Annotated in this window: 17 protein-coding genes; 11 read left to right on the top strand and 6 right to left on the bottom strand. The window is 63.5% G+C overall.

Translation table 11 applies throughout. From position 1 onward, the window contains the following. Nucleotides 1-57: 57 nt before the first annotated feature. From ACOZ4H_RS10240 to ACOZ4H_RS10230, 3 genes are all read right to left on the bottom strand, one after another. Nucleotides 58-1,605: a substrate-binding domain-containing protein gene (locus tag ACOZ4H_RS10240; protein WP_424329182.1), complete on the bottom strand. Its 1,548-nt coding sequence runs from the start codon at nt 1,603-1,605 to the stop codon at nt 58-60. A 232-nt stretch (nt 1,606-1,837) separates the two neighbouring features. Continuing rightward, on the bottom strand, nt 1,838-2,914 hold the full coding sequence (locus ACOZ4H_RS10235; protein ID WP_424329181.1) for a TrmB family transcriptional regulator: 1,077 nt from the start codon (nt 2,912-2,914) through the stop codon (nt 1,838-1,840). A 59-nt stretch (nt 2,915-2,973) separates the two neighbouring features. Then, the gene (locus ACOZ4H_RS10230; RefSeq protein ID WP_424329180.1) at nt 2,974-3,963 is read right to left on the bottom strand and encodes an aldo/keto reductase; all 990 of its coding nucleotides are present in this window, start codon (nt 3,961-3,963) and stop codon (nt 2,974-2,976) included. 59 nt (nt 3,964-4,022) lie between these two features. On the opposite strand from ACOZ4H_RS10230, the gene ACOZ4H_RS10225 reads away from it, so the two are divergent. The 7 genes from ACOZ4H_RS10225 (at nt 4,023) to ACOZ4H_RS10195 (ending at nt 8,982) form a co-directional block, all read left to right on the top strand. Continuing rightward, nucleotides 4,023-4,886, top strand: coding sequence for a hypothetical protein (locus tag ACOZ4H_RS10225; protein ID WP_424329179.1), 864 nt, complete (start codon nt 4,023-4,025; stop codon nt 4,884-4,886). Nucleotides 4,887-5,103: 217 nt separating this feature from the next. Further along, nucleotides 5,104-5,538 (top strand): universal stress protein, encoded by a 435-nt coding sequence (locus tag ACOZ4H_RS10220; RefSeq protein ID WP_424329178.1) that lies wholly within the window; start codon nt 5,104-5,106, stop codon nt 5,536-5,538. A gap of 173 nt (nt 5,539-5,711) precedes the next feature. Continuing rightward, complete coding sequence (locus ACOZ4H_RS10215) at nt 5,712-5,918, top strand: cold-shock protein (protein WP_008418277.1); 207 nt, start codon at nt 5,712-5,714, stop codon at nt 5,916-5,918. Between the two features lie 406 nt (nt 5,919-6,324). Further along, nucleotides 6,325-6,963 (top strand): transcriptional regulator GfcR, encoded by a 639-nt coding sequence (gfcR, locus tag ACOZ4H_RS10210; RefSeq protein ID WP_424329177.1) that lies wholly within the window; start codon nt 6,325-6,327, stop codon nt 6,961-6,963. A gap of 115 nt (nt 6,964-7,078) precedes the next feature. Beyond that, a complete protein-coding gene (locus ACOZ4H_RS10205) occupies nt 7,079-7,276 on the top strand; it encodes a DUF5800 family protein (protein ID WP_004518030.1) in 198 nt (65 codons plus the stop codon). 156 nt (nt 7,277-7,432) lie between these two features. Then, nucleotides 7,433-8,599 (top strand): thiolase domain-containing protein, encoded by a 1,167-nt coding sequence (locus ACOZ4H_RS10200; protein WP_424329176.1) that lies wholly within the window; start codon nt 7,433-7,435, stop codon nt 8,597-8,599. Then, a complete protein-coding gene (locus tag ACOZ4H_RS10195; protein ID WP_424329175.1) occupies nt 8,596-8,982 on the top strand; it encodes a Zn-ribbon domain-containing OB-fold protein in 387 nt (128 codons plus the stop codon). The genes ACOZ4H_RS10200 and ACOZ4H_RS10195 overlap by 4 nt, the downstream gene beginning before the upstream one ends. 3 nt (nt 8,983-8,985) lie before the next feature. On the opposite strand, the gene ACOZ4H_RS10190 is transcribed toward ACOZ4H_RS10195, so the two are convergent. The 3 genes from ACOZ4H_RS10190 to ACOZ4H_RS10180 form a co-directional block, all read right to left on the bottom strand. After that, the gene (locus tag ACOZ4H_RS10190) at nt 8,986-9,927 is read right to left on the bottom strand and encodes an alpha/beta fold hydrolase (RefSeq protein WP_424329174.1); all 942 of its coding nucleotides are present in this window, start codon (nt 9,925-9,927) and stop codon (nt 8,986-8,988) included. Between the two features lie 184 nt (nt 9,928-10,111). Continuing rightward, nucleotides 10,112-11,161, bottom strand: a complete 1,050-nt coding sequence (meaB, locus tag ACOZ4H_RS10185; RefSeq protein WP_424329173.1) for a methylmalonyl Co-A mutase-associated GTPase MeaB — start codon at nt 11,159-11,161, stop codon at nt 10,112-10,114. Next, the gene (locus ACOZ4H_RS10180) at nt 11,158-11,580 is read right to left on the bottom strand and encodes a cobalamin B12-binding domain-containing protein (RefSeq protein ID WP_424329172.1); all 423 of its coding nucleotides are present in this window, start codon (nt 11,578-11,580) and stop codon (nt 11,158-11,160) included. The genes meaB and ACOZ4H_RS10180 overlap by 4 nt, the downstream gene beginning before the upstream one ends. A 273-nt stretch (nt 11,581-11,853) precedes the next feature. Between ACOZ4H_RS10180 and ACOZ4H_RS10175 the strand changes: the two genes are divergently transcribed. Genes ACOZ4H_RS10175 through ACOZ4H_RS10160 form a run of 4 tightly spaced genes read left to right on the top strand, consistent with a single transcriptional unit; the run spans nt 11,854 to nt 14,786 of the window. Then, on the top strand, nt 11,854-12,528 hold the full coding sequence (locus ACOZ4H_RS10175) for a glycosyltransferase family 2 protein (RefSeq protein WP_424329171.1): 675 nt from the start codon (nt 11,854-11,856) through the stop codon (nt 12,526-12,528). Nucleotides 12,529-12,530: 2 nt separating this feature from the next. Continuing rightward, a complete protein-coding gene (locus ACOZ4H_RS10170) occupies nt 12,531-12,917 on the top strand; it encodes a DUF2304 domain-containing protein (protein ID WP_424329170.1) in 387 nt (128 codons plus the stop codon). Then, entirely contained in the window at nt 12,910-13,767 is an 858-nt protein-coding gene (locus tag ACOZ4H_RS10165; RefSeq protein ID WP_424329169.1) for a polysaccharide deacetylase family protein, read from the top strand. Before ACOZ4H_RS10170 ends, ACOZ4H_RS10165 begins: the two co-directional genes overlap by 8 nt. Continuing rightward, complete coding sequence (locus ACOZ4H_RS10160; RefSeq protein ID WP_424329168.1) at nt 13,764-14,786, top strand: lysylphosphatidylglycerol synthase transmembrane domain-containing protein; 1,023 nt, start codon at nt 13,764-13,766, stop codon at nt 14,784-14,786. The genes ACOZ4H_RS10165 and ACOZ4H_RS10160 overlap by 4 nt, the downstream gene beginning before the upstream one ends. The last annotated feature ends 14 nt before the right edge of the window (nt 14,787-14,800 follow it).

The raw sequence follows: 14,800 nt of genomic DNA, 5'->3' as shown, positions 1-14,800 counted from the left end.
TGAATGTGTCATGGTAAATAATCACAGGGGTAGTTTTTGTAAAGCTATCCTGTGGCTTCAGGTTTGCTCGGTCGCTTCCAGTGAGTCCTCCAGCGTCGCCATCGCGTCGGCCGAGGAGGCTTCCTGCCCGACTGCACGGTTTGCCTGCTGTGCGATTTTGCTGGACTGATCGCTCCAGACAGCCGTCACCGGGCGCGGCATCGTGTTGTTACCAGCGACCTGCAGCGTGTCCATGTACCGGCCAACGACGGGCACGTTCTGGGCCTCGCTGGAGTTGAAGAGCTCAGGCCGCGGCGGCAGCCATCCCTGGACGGACAGCAGCGTGAGCTGGAAGTCCGGCTGCATCGCTGCGCGGATGACCTGCGTCACGGCATCCATCTGCTCGCTGTTGGGGTTGACGGTCATGTGCCAGCCACCGAGGGCAGCCGTCGTCCCGCCGGTCCCGGGCTGTGCGGCTTCGCTTTCGGGCACGGCGTACGGAATCGGCATTGCGCCGAGGTTCTCGCCGAGCGCTGGGTCCTCGGTTTCCTCCGGGTTTCGGCCCGTGAGTGCGAGCGAGTACGGCCAGTTTCGGTGGAAGACGGCGTTGCCGTTGGCGAAGGGTGCGCGCGCGTCCTCCTCCTTCCAGCCGAGGATTTCGGTCGGGGTGAAGCCGCCGCCGTAACCCTCGAACTGGCCGCCGAAGTCCTCGTCGTGGACGAACTTCCGCATCATGTTCAGGGAGTTGATGACCTCGGGGTTGTTGACCGTGATCGGCCGCTCGCCGATCGGCCCGAAGAGGTTGTCGCGGCCGCCGAAGTACGCGCCGCCCCACGAGGACATGACCTCGTTGAACGTACAGCAGGAGGTTCCCTCGTAGATATCCCACTGGGTCGTGAACCCGAAGTCGACGTCAGCGTTGTCGTAGGTGTCAGCGGCGATGTTCGACCACTCCTCCCACGTCATCGGTTCGGTCGCCCAGTTGTTCTCTTCGGGGCTGTAACCGGCTTCCTCGACGAGGTCTTTGCGGTACTGCATCGTCGGGAAGTCCGGGAACACCGGGACGCCGAACAGGTCGCCAGTGCCCGGGTTCCGCGCCGTGTCGGTGAACGCCGAGAAGTAGTTGTCCGACACGTCAGAGAGGAGCTCCTCGGGCAGCGTTTCGGAGAGGTTCTGGAGCTGCCCCCGCTGGATGAAGATGTTCGTCCAGCCGTTGTCCATCAGGAACATATCCGGGTTCGTCTCGCCGGCCGAGAGCAGACGGTTGTAGTTGGACCGCGCCGCTCCGGTGTCCTGGTCACGCGGGACGAACTGGATTTCGATGTCGTCCGACAGGCCGTTGTCGTGCAGGGCTTGCTTGATTGCGTCGCCGTTGTTCTGGACGGCCACCGGGTCGAAACCGAACTGGACCGTCGTCGTCTCGCCGCCGCTACCGTCGCCAGTCGAACCACCGTCACCGCCACCGCCACCGCCGTCGCCGCCGTCGCCGCCGTCGCCGCCGCCGCCGACGAAGTCCGCACAGCCCGCCAGTCCACTGACGACACCTGCTGCTCCGGCGGCACGGACAAACCGTCGCCGGGAAACGCCTGTCGAGCTCCGCTCGCCGCTTGTGCCATTGTCCGACATGTCTATTCTGAGCTATCCCGGACACACCTTAAAGGTTGTCCATAATTAACCACAGGTGTTGTTAATTGTCGGCCGCACCCCGGAAATAATGATATCTTATTGACTATTTGGAACTGTACAAAACGTTCAGTATATATACGCACGGATAAGTCAAATGGCTGTTTGCCACACAGGGGCGCTCAAACGCGCAAACTGAGGGAGAGTTTCTTCTGCCTGAAAAGCGGTGGCTGCGTCACTCGTACTGTACGTTCGTGATCGTGATCTCGGTGGCTTCGATTTCTTCGATGACGGCCCCCCAGCCGCCGATTTCGTACGTCCCGTCGTCGGTGACCAGCGTCGCACTGATTCGGCCGGCCAGTTGTGCCAGTGGGACCGGGTCCTTTCGACCGATGCTACTCCCAGTGTAGTCGATGTCGGTAACGCGCCCTGTCACCTCAACCGACTCCTTCGTTTCCGTGTCGTACCCCTCAATGACGGCCTCGATAGTCGCTTCCTCGTTCAACAGCGGTTCGATATCCCGGACCGCGTGGCGGAGGTCGACGTACGTCGTCGGTGTTTCCGGCGTCCGTTCGGTGTACAGTGTGTCCCAGATTTCCCACAGACATGTGAGGAAGAACCAGTGGAAGATGTAGGTGTGGGTGCGGTCCTTGACGAGTACGCCGTACTCGTTGACGGAGTCGTGATGGGGCGCAAAGCACGTCCAGGTCCGGTCGACCAGAACGAAAAACGGGGCCGGGATCTCCCGGTTCCGAGCCTCCGTACAGGTCCCTTCAATATCCGAAAGCGGCGGGACTTCCTCGCCGGGGCTCGTGCAGATGCTGAGTTTGATGTTCACGCCACGCTCGTGGGCGGCAATGAGTTCCTCACGAACCGCGTAGAACTGCTCCGGATCGACACCCACCTGAATCTGGTTTTCGGCCGTTTCGATGAGCTCCCGGGCCCGGCTAACGACCGTTTCGAATCGCTTGACGATGCTGACCTCGTGGTCGGATATCTCGGGCTGGTTCCAGCGTTCCTCGATCGTCTCTGCCGCGTCGAGGTACTTGCTCGACCGGGACCGCAGATCTTCAAGTACCACATCGGGGTTGCGGGCGCGGGCGGTCAGACTGTCCTGCTGGAACGTCTCGATGTATCCTTTCGTCTCCAGGTCCCGGAGCACGTCGTAGATCCTCGGGTCCGGAACGTCACAGGAGTCAGCGATGTCAGTCGCCGATGCGGTCCCCAGCCCCAGCAACGCCACGTAGGCCTCCGCCTGATACGGTGAGAGACCGGCATCTTCGAGGACATCGGTTAGTTCGCTGTCGTCCATGTGTGTACAGGGAAACTGAGTACGCAGTTAACGTGCATGGTTATCTATCGAGGTCCACGTCAGTCCTTGCCCTCGACCGGCCACTGTGGCTGTTTCGGGGCCTCGATTCGGGCGCACTCTTCAGCAGTCAGGTCAATGTCGAGCGCCTCGACGTTTTCCTCCAGGTGCTCCATCGTCCGCGGGCCGATGATCGGCGCGTCGACGACGTCCTGGTGGCAGAGCCACGCCAGGCTGACCTGTGCCGGTGTCGCGCCCTTCGCGTCGGCAATCGCTCGCACCTCGTCAAGGACCGCCCAGTTCTCGTCGCTGAACCGGTTTGCAGTGTACTCGTCTGTACTTGCCCGCCCTTCGGATAGGTCGTCGTCGCGCTCGTATTTCCCGGCCAGGAAGCCGCCGGCCAGGGGAGACCACGGAATGACACCGACTCCTTCCATCTCGCACACCGGCAAGAGGTTCGCCTCCTCGTGGCGGTCGACGGCGTTGTACTCCGGTTGCATCGAGACGAACCGCTCGTACCCCTCGACGTCCGCCGTGTACAGCGCTTTCTGGAACTTCCAGTTGGCCATCGTGCTCGCGCCGATATAGCGGACCAGGCCCTCGTCGACGAGATACGTCAGCGCGTCCAGCGTCTCCTCGATAGGCGTGTCGTCGTCCCACCGGTGGATCTGATAGAGGTCGAGATAGTCGACGCCGAGGCGATCCAGCGTGGCGTGACACTGATCGATGATGTGCTTCTTCGAGAGTCCGCTGCCGTTCGGGCCGTCGTGCATGTCGAAGTACACCTTCGAGGCAAGCACCAGTTCACCGCGGCGGGCGGAGTCGATAGCGCTGCCCAGAATCCGCTCGCTCTCGCCGTTCGAGTACGCGTTGGCCGTATCGAAGAAGTTGATACCCAGATCGAGCGCCCGTTCGAGTATCCGGCGGCTCTCGGCCTCGTCGTTTAGCATCCAGGGCTCCGCGCTCCCGAAGTTCATCGTTCCGAGACAGAGTTGAGACACGTCGAGCCCTGTCGACCCAAGCTTGGTGTACGTTACCGGCGACTCGCTCATGCCACCATGTACCACAGCTGTTGTTAAAGAATTTTGGGACTGCCGAACATTGTCCCGATGTGAGCCGCTTATCCGCACGCGAAGCCGACCCAATGGAAGTGCTTGAAACCCTCAGCGACGAGTCCTACACCGGAGAGAACAGATGCTGGCCGTGTACGGTCCTGAACCTGGGTCTCGTCGGAATCCTGGTCCTACTCATGCGCGCACGCGAGCGCTCACGGGCGAGTCTGCTGGTCGCCGTTGTCGGCGTCGCAGTGGTCTATCTTCGGGGGTATCTGGTTCCGTACACGCCCGAGTTCGCCCCGCGGCTGGTGGCGGTGTCACCGGTCCCGGACGAATGGTTCCACGAAGGACCGCCCCACGGTAAGCCATCACACGGAGACGCGACTCGCGGGGAAAGCGAATCGCTGGCCGAAGACGTAGAAATGGACGGTGAAACCGTCCTCCGGGAGCTATCGGCGGCCGGCGTCATCGAAGTCGACGGGGAGCGGCTATTCCTCGCTTCGACCATCGATACGGCGTGGTACGAACGGATGGACGAACTGGCCGACCGCTCACTCGATACCCTTTCAGCGACACTGCAGGAGTCGCTGGAGCAGGTCGACCACGCGGAACCGTACGCCGAGGACGACACGGAGTGGGTCGTACTCGGTTCTGACCACAAGCAACTCCTGCCCCGTCCGGTCGTCGTCGCCGAACTCGCAGCGTACGAGGTCCTCGGCGAGACTATCGACGACGAGCGACTCAGCGTCGCCGGTGCGGAGGCCTTCCGGATGTTTCTCGACAGTTGCCCAGTCTGTGGTTCCGAACTGGTCGAGTCGTCGTCGGTGTCGTGCTGTGGTGGCCATCTGGGTCCGCGACAGGACCCCGACGAGACGCTCGTCTGCCCGACCTGCGAGCAGCGGCTCTACACTTTTGAGTGAGTCAATTGAGGAGTTTGCGCACAGCGTCCGGGTCGCTTGCAGCCGAGATACGTTTGTTCGACGGGAGATAGGGTTTCACTGCAGAGAGAGAATTATACGACAGTTCACAGGAGGGTGATGTCAACTAATCACTCGCGAATGGCCTGGTAGACCGGTGTGCGTACTGACCAGATATTGGTCCCCACCGTTTATTCCTTTGCCGCGCGCTGATGGCTGCATGTACGACCGTATCCTCGTCCCCATCGACGGGAGCGACCACAGCGATCTAGCTGCCGAACACGCGATGGATCTCGCCGAGCAGTTCGGCGCGAGAGTCCACGTGCTGTTCGTCGTCGAACAGGCAGGGCCGAGCGGCCACTGGGACTTTGCGGTCGAGAAACAGGAGGCATCCGGTGAGGAGGCGCTGGACACGGTGGCCGCACTGGGCGACGAGCGCGGCGTCCACGTCGAGCGCCACTTCCGCCGTGGGACGCCCAGTGAGGAGATCGTCGACGCCGCCACCGACTACGAAGTCGACCTCATCGTGATGGGGACGCAGGGCCGGACCGGGTTCTCACGCATTGCCACCGCCGGGAGCACGACAGAGCGTGTGGTCAGACTGACGGATATCCCGACACTCGTGGTCGGCGGTGCGGGAGACGGAGACGCGTGATGACGGCGTCCTCCGGGGCGTCGTCGAAAGTCACACTATTCCGGTCCTTGGGTTCTTTCTGGACCGCTGGAAGTGCATCCGTCGCTCAGTAACTGTGCGAATGTAGTGTAACGAGTCATGACACTTCGACCCTCGGAAGGGTTATCCCTTCCTCAGCCCTCCATCTGGTTGTAATGGCAAACGGAAAAGTTGATTTCTTCAACGACACAGGCGGCTACGGTTTCATTTCGACTGACGACGGCGACCTCGACGACGACGAAGACGTGTTCTTCCACATGGAGGATGTCGGCGGCGAAGACCTCACGGAAGGTACTGAGGTCGAGTTCGACATCGAGTCCTCGCCCAAGGGACCTCGCGCAGCGAACGTCGTCCGGCAGTAATACCGAGGCACAGCTGTCGCTCACAGCGACAGACGAGGCCCTCGATTTTTCAGACAGTTACACGACCGAGCTGGCGCTCATTGTACTGAGCAGTTCGTATCGGGTGTGCCAACAGCTCTAAACAACCCTCACAGTAGGAGACGATGGATGGGGAACGGCGGGAGAGTCCCGCCTGACCGCTGGTGCGTGCGGTCCCGTGAACAACCATGCTGCGAGACAGACAGACGGTTGGCGTCGGCCGGGTTGGGGTGATGGGAGACGCTGGTGACCCGACGGGGTCGCCACCTGTCCCCCGGATAGCAGGGGGAGTGTACCCAGCCACTAGATTAGTACAACGGATGTTGTAAATATATTCTGGTGGGTGAAGAACACTGCCTATTAAATCCTCGCACACGGAGATTGTGATATGAAGAATATCGACGACCTCGTCGACAGCGCGTCCGACCTCGCACAGCGTGGCCTCTCTAAGGGCGAAATCGCCGACGAACTCAACGTCTCCCGCGAGACGGCGAGCTGGCTTGTCGAACGCAGCGGTACCGGCACGGAACCGGACACGAGCGATGACGGCGGTCCCCACGACATCCACGTCGACTGGTCCGCCGTCGGGCGGGACAGCAACCGACTGTACCACGCAGGGGCGGCGATGGCAGACCTGCTCTCGAAGAAAGGCGATGACGTGGACCTCACCATCGGCATCGAGAAGGCCGGCGCACCGCTTGCGACGACCGTTGCGAGGGAACTGGAAACCGACCTCGGGACGTACGCCCCGACGAAACACCAGTGGGACGACGACGAGAGCGAGACCACCGACGGTTCGTTCTCCCGGAACTTCGCACAGATTCGGGACCGCGACTGCTACGTCGTCGACGATACTATCACGAGCGGCAAGACGATGGGTGAAACCATCGATGCGATCCACGAACAGGGCGGTAACCCCGTGGCCTGCGTCGTGCTGGCTGACAAGCGCGGCGTCGGCGACATCCGCGGCGTCCCGGTGTACTCCCTGCTGCAGGTCATCCGAGTCGGCAGCGACGGCGACTCGTAACGACCCTGACGGACAGTCCCCAGCCCGTATTTCTTCGAGCGGCCATCGAATCTCCTGAATCGGTGTGGCCGCGCGAGAGACTATCCTTTTATTCGTGCCGTGCGTAATTCGTGCTATGACTGTGCTGTCATTCGACGAACAGGGCGTCGATGTCGTCTACGAGGGGACGGAGTTCCGCCTCGAAAAGGCCCTTATCGAAGACGCCATCCAGAAATCGTATCCGAACGTGACCGACCACGAAGTGCTACAGATGGTCGAGCCGGAACCCGCGTTGTCGGGAGAACCCCAGCGTATCGCCGAAATCGTGAACTGATGGAGATACGGTTCCTTCAAGGGCGATAAATCCGTCGTAGGAACGTATTTTGATAAAGAACCAATACACCGTTTCTGGGCGTTTATGGCCCCGAATATGCGCTAATTAAGCATCCGAGCAGTAGGCATTTAAGCCGTCAGCGCACACTGGGAGATAATGTCAGACCCACGTATCGCCGGGGCCGGCGTAACACATTTCGGGGAGCACCCCGAGCGAACCGGCCGCGACCTGTTCGCCGAGGCCGGGCTGGAAGCGCTGGACAACGCCGGAATCGATCCGGACGACGCTGAGGCACTCTATTACGGCAATTTCATGGGAGAGCTCGCGGAACACCAGGGCCACCAGGGCCCGCTGATGGCCGAGGCCATTGGACTGGACGTTCCGGCGACCCGCGTCGAAGCAGCCTGTGCATCAGCCGGGACGGCCGTTCGTGAAGCCGTCAAGACGTTGCGGAACGACGAAGCGGAAGTCGTCCTCGTCGGCGGGGCGGAGCGGATGACTAACATCGGGACGGCAGCCGCGACGGACGCCCTCGCCATCGCCGCCGACGACCTCTACGAGGTCCGCGCCGGGATGACCTTCCCCGGGGCGTACGCGCTGATGGCCCGGTCGTACTTCGACCAGTACGGCGGTTCCCACGAGGATCTCGCACATATCGCCGTCAAGAACCACGAACACGCGCTGGTCAACGAGCACGCCCAGATTCAGAAGGAAATCACGGTCGAGGACGCGATGGAGGCCCCGACGATTGCCGATCCGCTGGGCCTCTATGACTCCTGTCCGATTACCGACGGGGCCGCGGCCGCCGTCCTGACGACGGAGTCCTACGCCGAGGAGCACGACTTAGACGCCCCAGTCGCCATCACTGGCAGCGGTCAGGGCGGCGACAATCTCGCACTGCAGGACCGCCCGCATCTGGCGCAGACGCCCGCCGCCGACAAGGCCGCCGAAGAGGCCTACGGGGACGCCGGGGTCGGCCCCGACGATGTCGATTTCGCCGAGGTCCACGACTGTTTCACTATCGCGGAAGTGCTCGCAATCGAATCGCTGGGCTTCTACGAGCCCGGCGAGGGCATCGCCGCGGCGCGCAACGGCGAGACGACCCGCGACGGCGACCTCCCGATAAATCTCTCGGGCGGGCTGAAAGCCAAAGGTCACCCGGTCGGCGCGACCGGCGTCGCCCAACTGGCGACCGTTGCCTGGCTCCTCGACGGGTCGCACCCGCGGGCCGACGCCGTTCCGGACAGCACCGTCGGCGTCGCGCACAACGCGGGCGGCACAGTCGCGTCTACGACCGTCCACGTCATGGAGGTGCAAGAATGACCGAATCCGCACAAGACGGCGAGTACGACGAGTGGCTCGACACCATCGAATCGGACGAGGGCTACTACCTCGAATGTTCGAACGGCCACGGCTGGCTCCCACCTCGGCGGGTGTGCCCGCGCTGTCACGACCGGGCCCTCTCGCAGGTCGACCTGCCGGAGTCCGGCGAAATTGCGAGCCACACGACGATCACGGTCCCGACGCCGCAGTTCGAGGACGACGCGCCCTACGTCACCGCTATTGCCGACTTCGGACCGGTTTCGGTCACGGGACTCGTCCGTGACGTGGACCCGGACGACGTTGCCATCGGCGACGTGGTCGGTATCGACGTCGGCGAGCGCGTGACGACCGGCGACAGAGCCGTCGTGTTCCGGCCGCGCTAGAACTCAGTTCTCGACCGTTACCGACGTCACTCTGTCGCGGACCACGTCGATGAACTCACCGGGGTGTTCGACGTGGGGCAGGAGCAGCGAGTCGCCGAACACGACGAGCATCGCGTCGGCCTGCTCGGCCAGGTCGCGGCCCTCCGACAGCGGTGTGATATCGGCGTCCTCGCCCCACACCAGCGTCACGGGCACGTCGAGGCTGGCCAGTGTTTCGCCGAGGTCGTCTTCCGGGTCGAGGAAGCCGGAGACGAACGACGCCGGCGCGAAGCGCGCACCGGGCTGGTGGCCGCTCTGCCACTCGTAGTCGACCACTGCGTCGGTGAGGTTGTCCATGTCGTAGTAGCCGTGGTCGGCGTGGAAGTGGCGGATGGAGGGCTTCGAGACGGTGAGGTTGTAGATGGCCTCGCCGACGACGGGGGAGCGGAGCAGCGAGCGGAGCCAGACGGTGCGATCCCCCATCGAACTGTCCGTCGGGCAGATGAGGACGAGTTCCTTGACGTCGACTTCCTGTGCCGCGCTGGCGGCGTAGGCCCCGGTCAGTGACGACGCGACGACGGTCGCATCGGTGGTGTTGTCCTCGATGAAATCGCGCACGAAGGCCGTGTACAGCGACGCCGAGTACAGCAGCGGCGGCCGATCCGTGTGCCCGAAGCCCGGCAGGTCCGGCGCGATGATGTGGTAGTCCTCGGCCAGTGTGTCGAACACCGTGTGGAACTCGTGGCTGCTTGCGGCGGCGTTGATGCCGTGGAACAACACGAGGTCCGGGTCCGACGGGTCGCCGGCTTCAGTGTACGCGATATCGAACCCGCGCCAACGGTACGTCCCCTGTTCCCCGTCGAGCATCGGTTCGAACGCACCGGCCCGCGACTGCAGCACACGGTTGGCAGCGGCTGTCGCGCCGACCGCACCAACGACTGTACCGAGCGCCTTGCGGAGTTTCATACTGACGTCTTGGGGCCCGGAGTATGTTATACATGCTGGACGAGCGTCAGATAGCTGTCGCTATCGGCCCGGATATAGTCGGTCGGGTGGCGGACCAGCACTCATACGGATTGTTGTAGATTATTTCCGGATGGTGCTGACCCCGGGGTCGACACATACCGGTAAATCGCTACAATAATCCGTATCAGTCGCGACGCTCGTCGAGACACTCACGGAGCGGCGCAAGGACCTCGTCGACGACGGTGTACGGGTCGGTGTGGCGCTCGATGACGGCGTCGACGTAGTGCTCGATGCCGCCGCGGCGGTCGAGTTCGTCGACCAGTAGTTCGTTTGCGTCCTCCCGAAGGAGGGTCCGAATCTCGGCGGCGAAGCGCTCCCGCGCCTGGCCCTCTCGGCGGCCGGTTCGGTCCAGGTACTCCCCGTGGTTGGCCAGCGCATCTAGGAAATCGTCGACGCCCTCGCCCCGATTGGCGACTGTCTCCACGATGGGGGGGTTCCACGTTTCCGACTCGTCGTCCTCTTCATCGGAGTCGTCGGACGCGTCGCCGTGGTCACCGGCGAGTTCGGTCGCGCCGTGATGGCCGGAGTCCGGCCGTCCGCTCCGCCCCTGCAGCATCTCCCGGAGCTGCTGGACGGTCCGGTCGGCCCCGTCGAGGTCGGCCTTGTTGACCACGAACACGTCGCCGATTTCGAGGATACCCGCCTTGAGCATCTGGACGTCGTCGCCGCTGCCCGGCGGCACGAGCACGGCGACGGTGTCGGCGGTGCGGACGATGTCGACCTCGTTCTGGCCAGCGCCGACCGTCTCGACGATGATCTTGTCCTTGCCGAAGGCGTCCAGCGCGGTCACGGCGTCGGTCGTCGCCGTCGACAGCCCGCCCAGCGAGCCGCGAGCGGACATCGACCGGAAGAACATGTCCATGTCGCCCGCGTTCGAAGCCATCCGTATCCGGTCGCCAAGCACTGCGCCACCGGAGAACGGCGAGGACGGGTCGATAGCGATGACACCGACGGTCTGGCCCTGCTCGCGGTACGTCGCTGCGACCTTGTCGACCAGCGTGGACTTGCCCGCGCCGGGACTGCCAGTGACGCCGATAACGTCGGCTGTCCCGGTGTGCTGGTGGAGGTCGGAGATTATCTCGCGATACCCCGGCGAGCGGTTCTCTATCTTTGTGATGACTCTGGCGAGGGCGCTGTGTTTGCCCGCGAGCAGGTCAGCGACGAGGTCGCTCATCGCTCGGGCGCGTTCTCGTGGATGTAGTCGATCATCTCCTCCATCGACGCGCCCGGGCCGAATATCTCGTCGACGCCCAGGTCGCGCAGTTCGTCCTGGTCGTCGTCCGGGACGATGCCGCCGACGAGGATGAGTCGGTCGTCGAACGCGTCGTACTCCTTCAGCCCGTCGAGAATCTTCGGGACGAGCGTGTTGTGTGCCCCCGAGAGGATGGAGATGCCGACGACGTCCACGTCCTCCTGCACGGCAGCCTGCACGACTTCGTCGGGCGCTCGATGAAGCCCCGAGTAAATCACTTCGAAGCCGGCGTCACGGAGCGCCCGCGCGATGACGTGTGCGCCCCGGTCGTGACCGTCGAGTCCAACTTTCGCCACCAGACACCTGATGGTCCGTTCCGTCTGCTCCTGCTCGACACTCATGGCAGTACGTACCGCGCGGTGTGTTTTCATTCTTGCCCTATTCATCATGACCTATGTCGATTACGAGCCCCTCAGAGAACGCGGAGTGTGACCTGTTCCCATCGTCTCGCCTGTGAGAACAGCGAGGCTATCTCGGCTGTTCGGTCTCTCATCGGCTGTGCCTCACAAATCGGTTTGACCTGCCCTGAGCGGTCGAAGGCGAGCTCACAGACCAGAATGGAACTATTCCAGAGAACGACAATTCTAAGTTCGCTGCTAGCGGCGTTTCCACCAGTGCGAACAGTCGCCGTCATCCCCGCGTACAACGAGTCGTCCACCATCGGGTCGGTGATCGACGGAACGAGCCGATACGTCGACGAGGTGGTCGTCGTCGACGACGGCTCGTCGGACGACACCGCAGCCATCGCCCGCGAGCACGGCGCACACGTCGTCACGCACGTGTTCAACACCGGCGTCGGTGGGGCCGTCAGGACGGGCTACCAGTACGCGATCCGCCACGACTACGACTTCGTCGTGCAGGTCGACGCCGACGGTCAGCACGACCCGGAGAAGATCCCGACCCTGCTGGACCACGCAGAGGACGCGGACATGGTCATCGGCAGCCGCTACCTGAACGAGAGCATCGACGACTACCCGTTCATCAGGCGGCTGGGAATCACCTTCTTCACGACCGTCGTGCGGAAGCTCGGCGGTATCGACATCACCGACGTGACCAGCGGCTTCCGCGTCTACCGCGTGTCTGCGCTACAAGACATCCTCCACCGCTCGGACAACCACTGGGCGGTCGAACAGACGCTTGACGCGGCCCAGCGCGGCCAGCGGATCGAAGAAGTATCGATAGAGATGCCGATCCGGGACGAGGGCGAGTCGCAGTTCAGCCTCGACACGCTCGTGCTCTACCCGCTACGGATGACTGATACGGTGTTTCGCGTCCTCCTCTTTCGCTAACCATGGTCTTTGGATTCGACTACTCACTGGTCAACCTCCTGTCGCTGGTCGTCGGGCTGGCCTTCCTCGCGAACGGCTACATCATCGTCAGAAGCGAACGCGAATCACTGGAACTGTTCGTGATGTCGCTGCTGCTCGGCGCGGGGCTCATCGTTGTCGCGGTCGTCCCCAACGTGTTCGAGGTCGTGGCGCGGCTGCTGGGCCTGGAATGGAAAGCCCGGGCCATCCTCGTCATCTCGAACCTGACGCTGTTCGTGGCGGTGACGTACCTCCTCAATCGCATCGGGCACATGTACGACCGGCTGTCGCGGCTGAACGAGGAGCTGAGCCTCCTCCGGAGCGAACTGGAGGAACACCAGTTACAGACCGAGGACAAGCAGGATGAGTAACCGCGCAGTGCTGTCGATAGATTTCGAGCTGTTCGCCCAGACGCCGGCGTACCGGAGCGCGTCGGGGACGACCGACCGCGACGGCGTCGGCCTCGATGGCGGCCGGTTTTTCAGGGAGATACTCGCGGAGTACGACGCGACTTCGACCGCGTTCGTGGTGTCATCAGTCGCGGACTCCCATCCCGACGACGTGCGGGCGCTCGCTGACGCGGGCCTGGAAATCGCCTCGCACACGCACACCCACCAGTTGCTCTCGGAACTCGACGGCGACGGGCGACGGGGGGAGCTGTCCCAGTCGAAGGACGTGCTGGAGCGAGTCACCAACGAGCAGGTCTCCGGGTTCCGCGCGCCCGCCTTCGACATCACCGACGACCACTTCGACCTGCTTTCCGATACCGGCTACACGTACGACTCGAGCGTGGTCTCCAGCCGGTCGATTCCGGGGTGGTACGGCGGCGAATACGATATCCACGAGCCGGTTCCAGCGACGGCGGTCCGCCCGGACGCGCCGGACACCATTACGGAGTTCCCGGCGAGCGTCATGCCCGGCCTGCAGTTGCCTTTGACCGGAACCTGGCTCCGGTTTTTCGGCCCGCGGTACACGGTCCTGGGTATGAAGCTGCTGGCCCGGCAGGGCATCACGCCGATGCTGTACGTCCATCCGTGGGAACTGGTGGACCTGCCGGCCGTCGAGGGGGTGCCGACGCGGGTGTACGTCAGGACCGGCGGCTGGATGCGACGAGCCGTCGAGCGAATCTTGCAGCAGGACTTCGAGTTCACGACCGCGCGGGCTGTGCTGAAGGATGGTGAAACGGCCGCGACACGGCTACACAGGGGCGAGACGCCGTGACGAGCCGGGCTCGTGATCTGGGGATCACGGTCGCCCAGTACGGTCTCGCTGTCGCGGCGCTGGCGTGGCTGCTCACGCAGTTCGACATCGCGAGCGCGGTCGACCTGCTGGCCGGCGTTGAAATCGAGACGGTGCTCGCGGTCGTGGCTGTAAGCGTCCTCGGCATCTGTGGACGGATCTACTCGTGGCACGCGGTCATCACGCCGCTCGCGCCGGTCCGGTTCCGGACGGCTGCCGGGACGACGCTCATCGTGAACTTCGTCAATCAGTTGCTCCCGTCGCGACTCTCCGGACGGCTGGCCGCGCCGTTCGTCCTCCGGAGCCAGACCGGAATGGCCTACAGCGATGCCGCCGCAGCGTCAGCGCTTCACACCGGTATCTTCGCGCTATACTACGGCGTGGCGGCGACTGCAGGGCTCGTTCTGGCGATCCCACTGCTCCGGCTCGAACTTATTCTGCTGCTAGCGCTCGCGACGAGCCTGTACTTCGCGGCCGGCCTCGCCATCCTGTTTGGAGGCCTCAATCTCTCGTATCTGGACCGGCTCATCGGCTGGCTGTCCGGGGTCGTGGTCCGGATTCCACGCGTCGGCGGAAGGCTCGCGTCGCGGCTCGACGGCCTGCTGGAGTTTACCGACAGTTCGACCACGACGTTTCGGTCGCTCGCGAGCGAGCCGGCAGTGTGGCTCCGCTACGCGGTCGGCTGGGCCGTCGACCTCGTGCTCGCACCCGGTGTCCGCGTCGGCCTGCTGCTGGGGAGTTTCGGCGTCGCGTTCGAACCGCTGATCGCGCTCCCGCTGTATCTCCTGGTCGCGTACACCGTGACGCTCCTGCCGCTGACGCCCGGCGGCATCGGCATCACCGAGGCGACGGCGACGGCGGTGTTCGTCGCGCTGGGCATCCCGGCGGAGGTCATCATCCCCATCATCTTCGTCGACCGGTTCCTCGGCATCTACCTGCCGTCGCTCGCAGGCTGGTACCCCTCCGTTCGACTCGACGTGGCGTCGCTGACGACAGAGTAACCGCGGGACGGCGG

Source organism: Haloarcula amylolytica, from assembly GCF_049705545.1.
Lineage (GTDB): Archaea > Halobacteriota > Halobacteria > Halobacteriales > Haloarculaceae > Haloarcula > Haloarcula amylolytica_B.
Note: the sequence above shows the minus strand (reverse complement) of the source record. Positions and strands in the feature narration are given on the sequence as shown.

What these genes read in the sequence shown, in the direction of transcription:
- ACOZ4H_RS10240 (WP_424329182.1), bottom strand. Translation starts at nt 1,605, where the DNA reads ATGTCGGACAATGGCACAAGCGGCGAGCGGAGCTCGACAGGCGTTTCC.
- ACOZ4H_RS10235 (WP_424329181.1), bottom strand. Translation starts at nt 2,914, where the DNA reads ATGGACGACAGCGAACTAACCGATGTCCTCGAAGATGCCGGTCTCTCA.
- ACOZ4H_RS10230 (WP_424329180.1), bottom strand. Translation starts at nt 3,963, where the DNA reads ATGAGCGAGTCGCCGGTAACGTACACCAAGCTTGGGTCGACAGGGCTC.
- ACOZ4H_RS10220 (WP_424329178.1), top strand. Translation starts at nt 5,104, where the DNA reads ATGTACGACCGTATCCTCGTCCCCATCGACGGGAGCGACCACAGCGAT.
- ACOZ4H_RS10215 (WP_008418277.1), top strand. Translation starts at nt 5,712, where the DNA reads ATGGCAAACGGAAAAGTTGATTTCTTCAACGACACAGGCGGCTACGGT.
- gfcR (WP_424329177.1), top strand. Translation starts at nt 6,325, where the DNA reads ATGAAGAATATCGACGACCTCGTCGACAGCGCGTCCGACCTCGCACAG.
- ACOZ4H_RS10205 (WP_004518030.1), top strand. Translation starts at nt 7,079, where the DNA reads ATGACTGTGCTGTCATTCGACGAACAGGGCGTCGATGTCGTCTACGAG.
- ACOZ4H_RS10200 (WP_424329176.1), top strand. Translation starts at nt 7,433, where the DNA reads ATGTCAGACCCACGTATCGCCGGGGCCGGCGTAACACATTTCGGGGAG.
- ACOZ4H_RS10195 (WP_424329175.1), top strand. Translation starts at nt 8,596, where the DNA reads ATGACCGAATCCGCACAAGACGGCGAGTACGACGAGTGGCTCGACACC.
- ACOZ4H_RS10190 (WP_424329174.1), bottom strand. Translation starts at nt 9,927, where the DNA reads ATGAAACTCCGCAAGGCGCTCGGTACAGTCGTTGGTGCGGTCGGCGCG.
- meaB (WP_424329173.1), bottom strand. Translation starts at nt 11,161, where the DNA reads ATGAGCGACCTCGTCGCTGACCTGCTCGCGGGCAAACACAGCGCCCTC.
- ACOZ4H_RS10180 (WP_424329172.1), bottom strand. Translation starts at nt 11,580, where the DNA reads ATGAGTGTCGAGCAGGAGCAGACGGAACGGACCATCAGGTGTCTGGTG.
- ACOZ4H_RS10170 (WP_424329170.1), top strand. Translation starts at nt 12,531, where the DNA reads ATGGTCTTTGGATTCGACTACTCACTGGTCAACCTCCTGTCGCTGGTC.
- ACOZ4H_RS10165 (WP_424329169.1), top strand. Translation starts at nt 12,910, where the DNA reads ATGAGTAACCGCGCAGTGCTGTCGATAGATTTCGAGCTGTTCGCCCAG.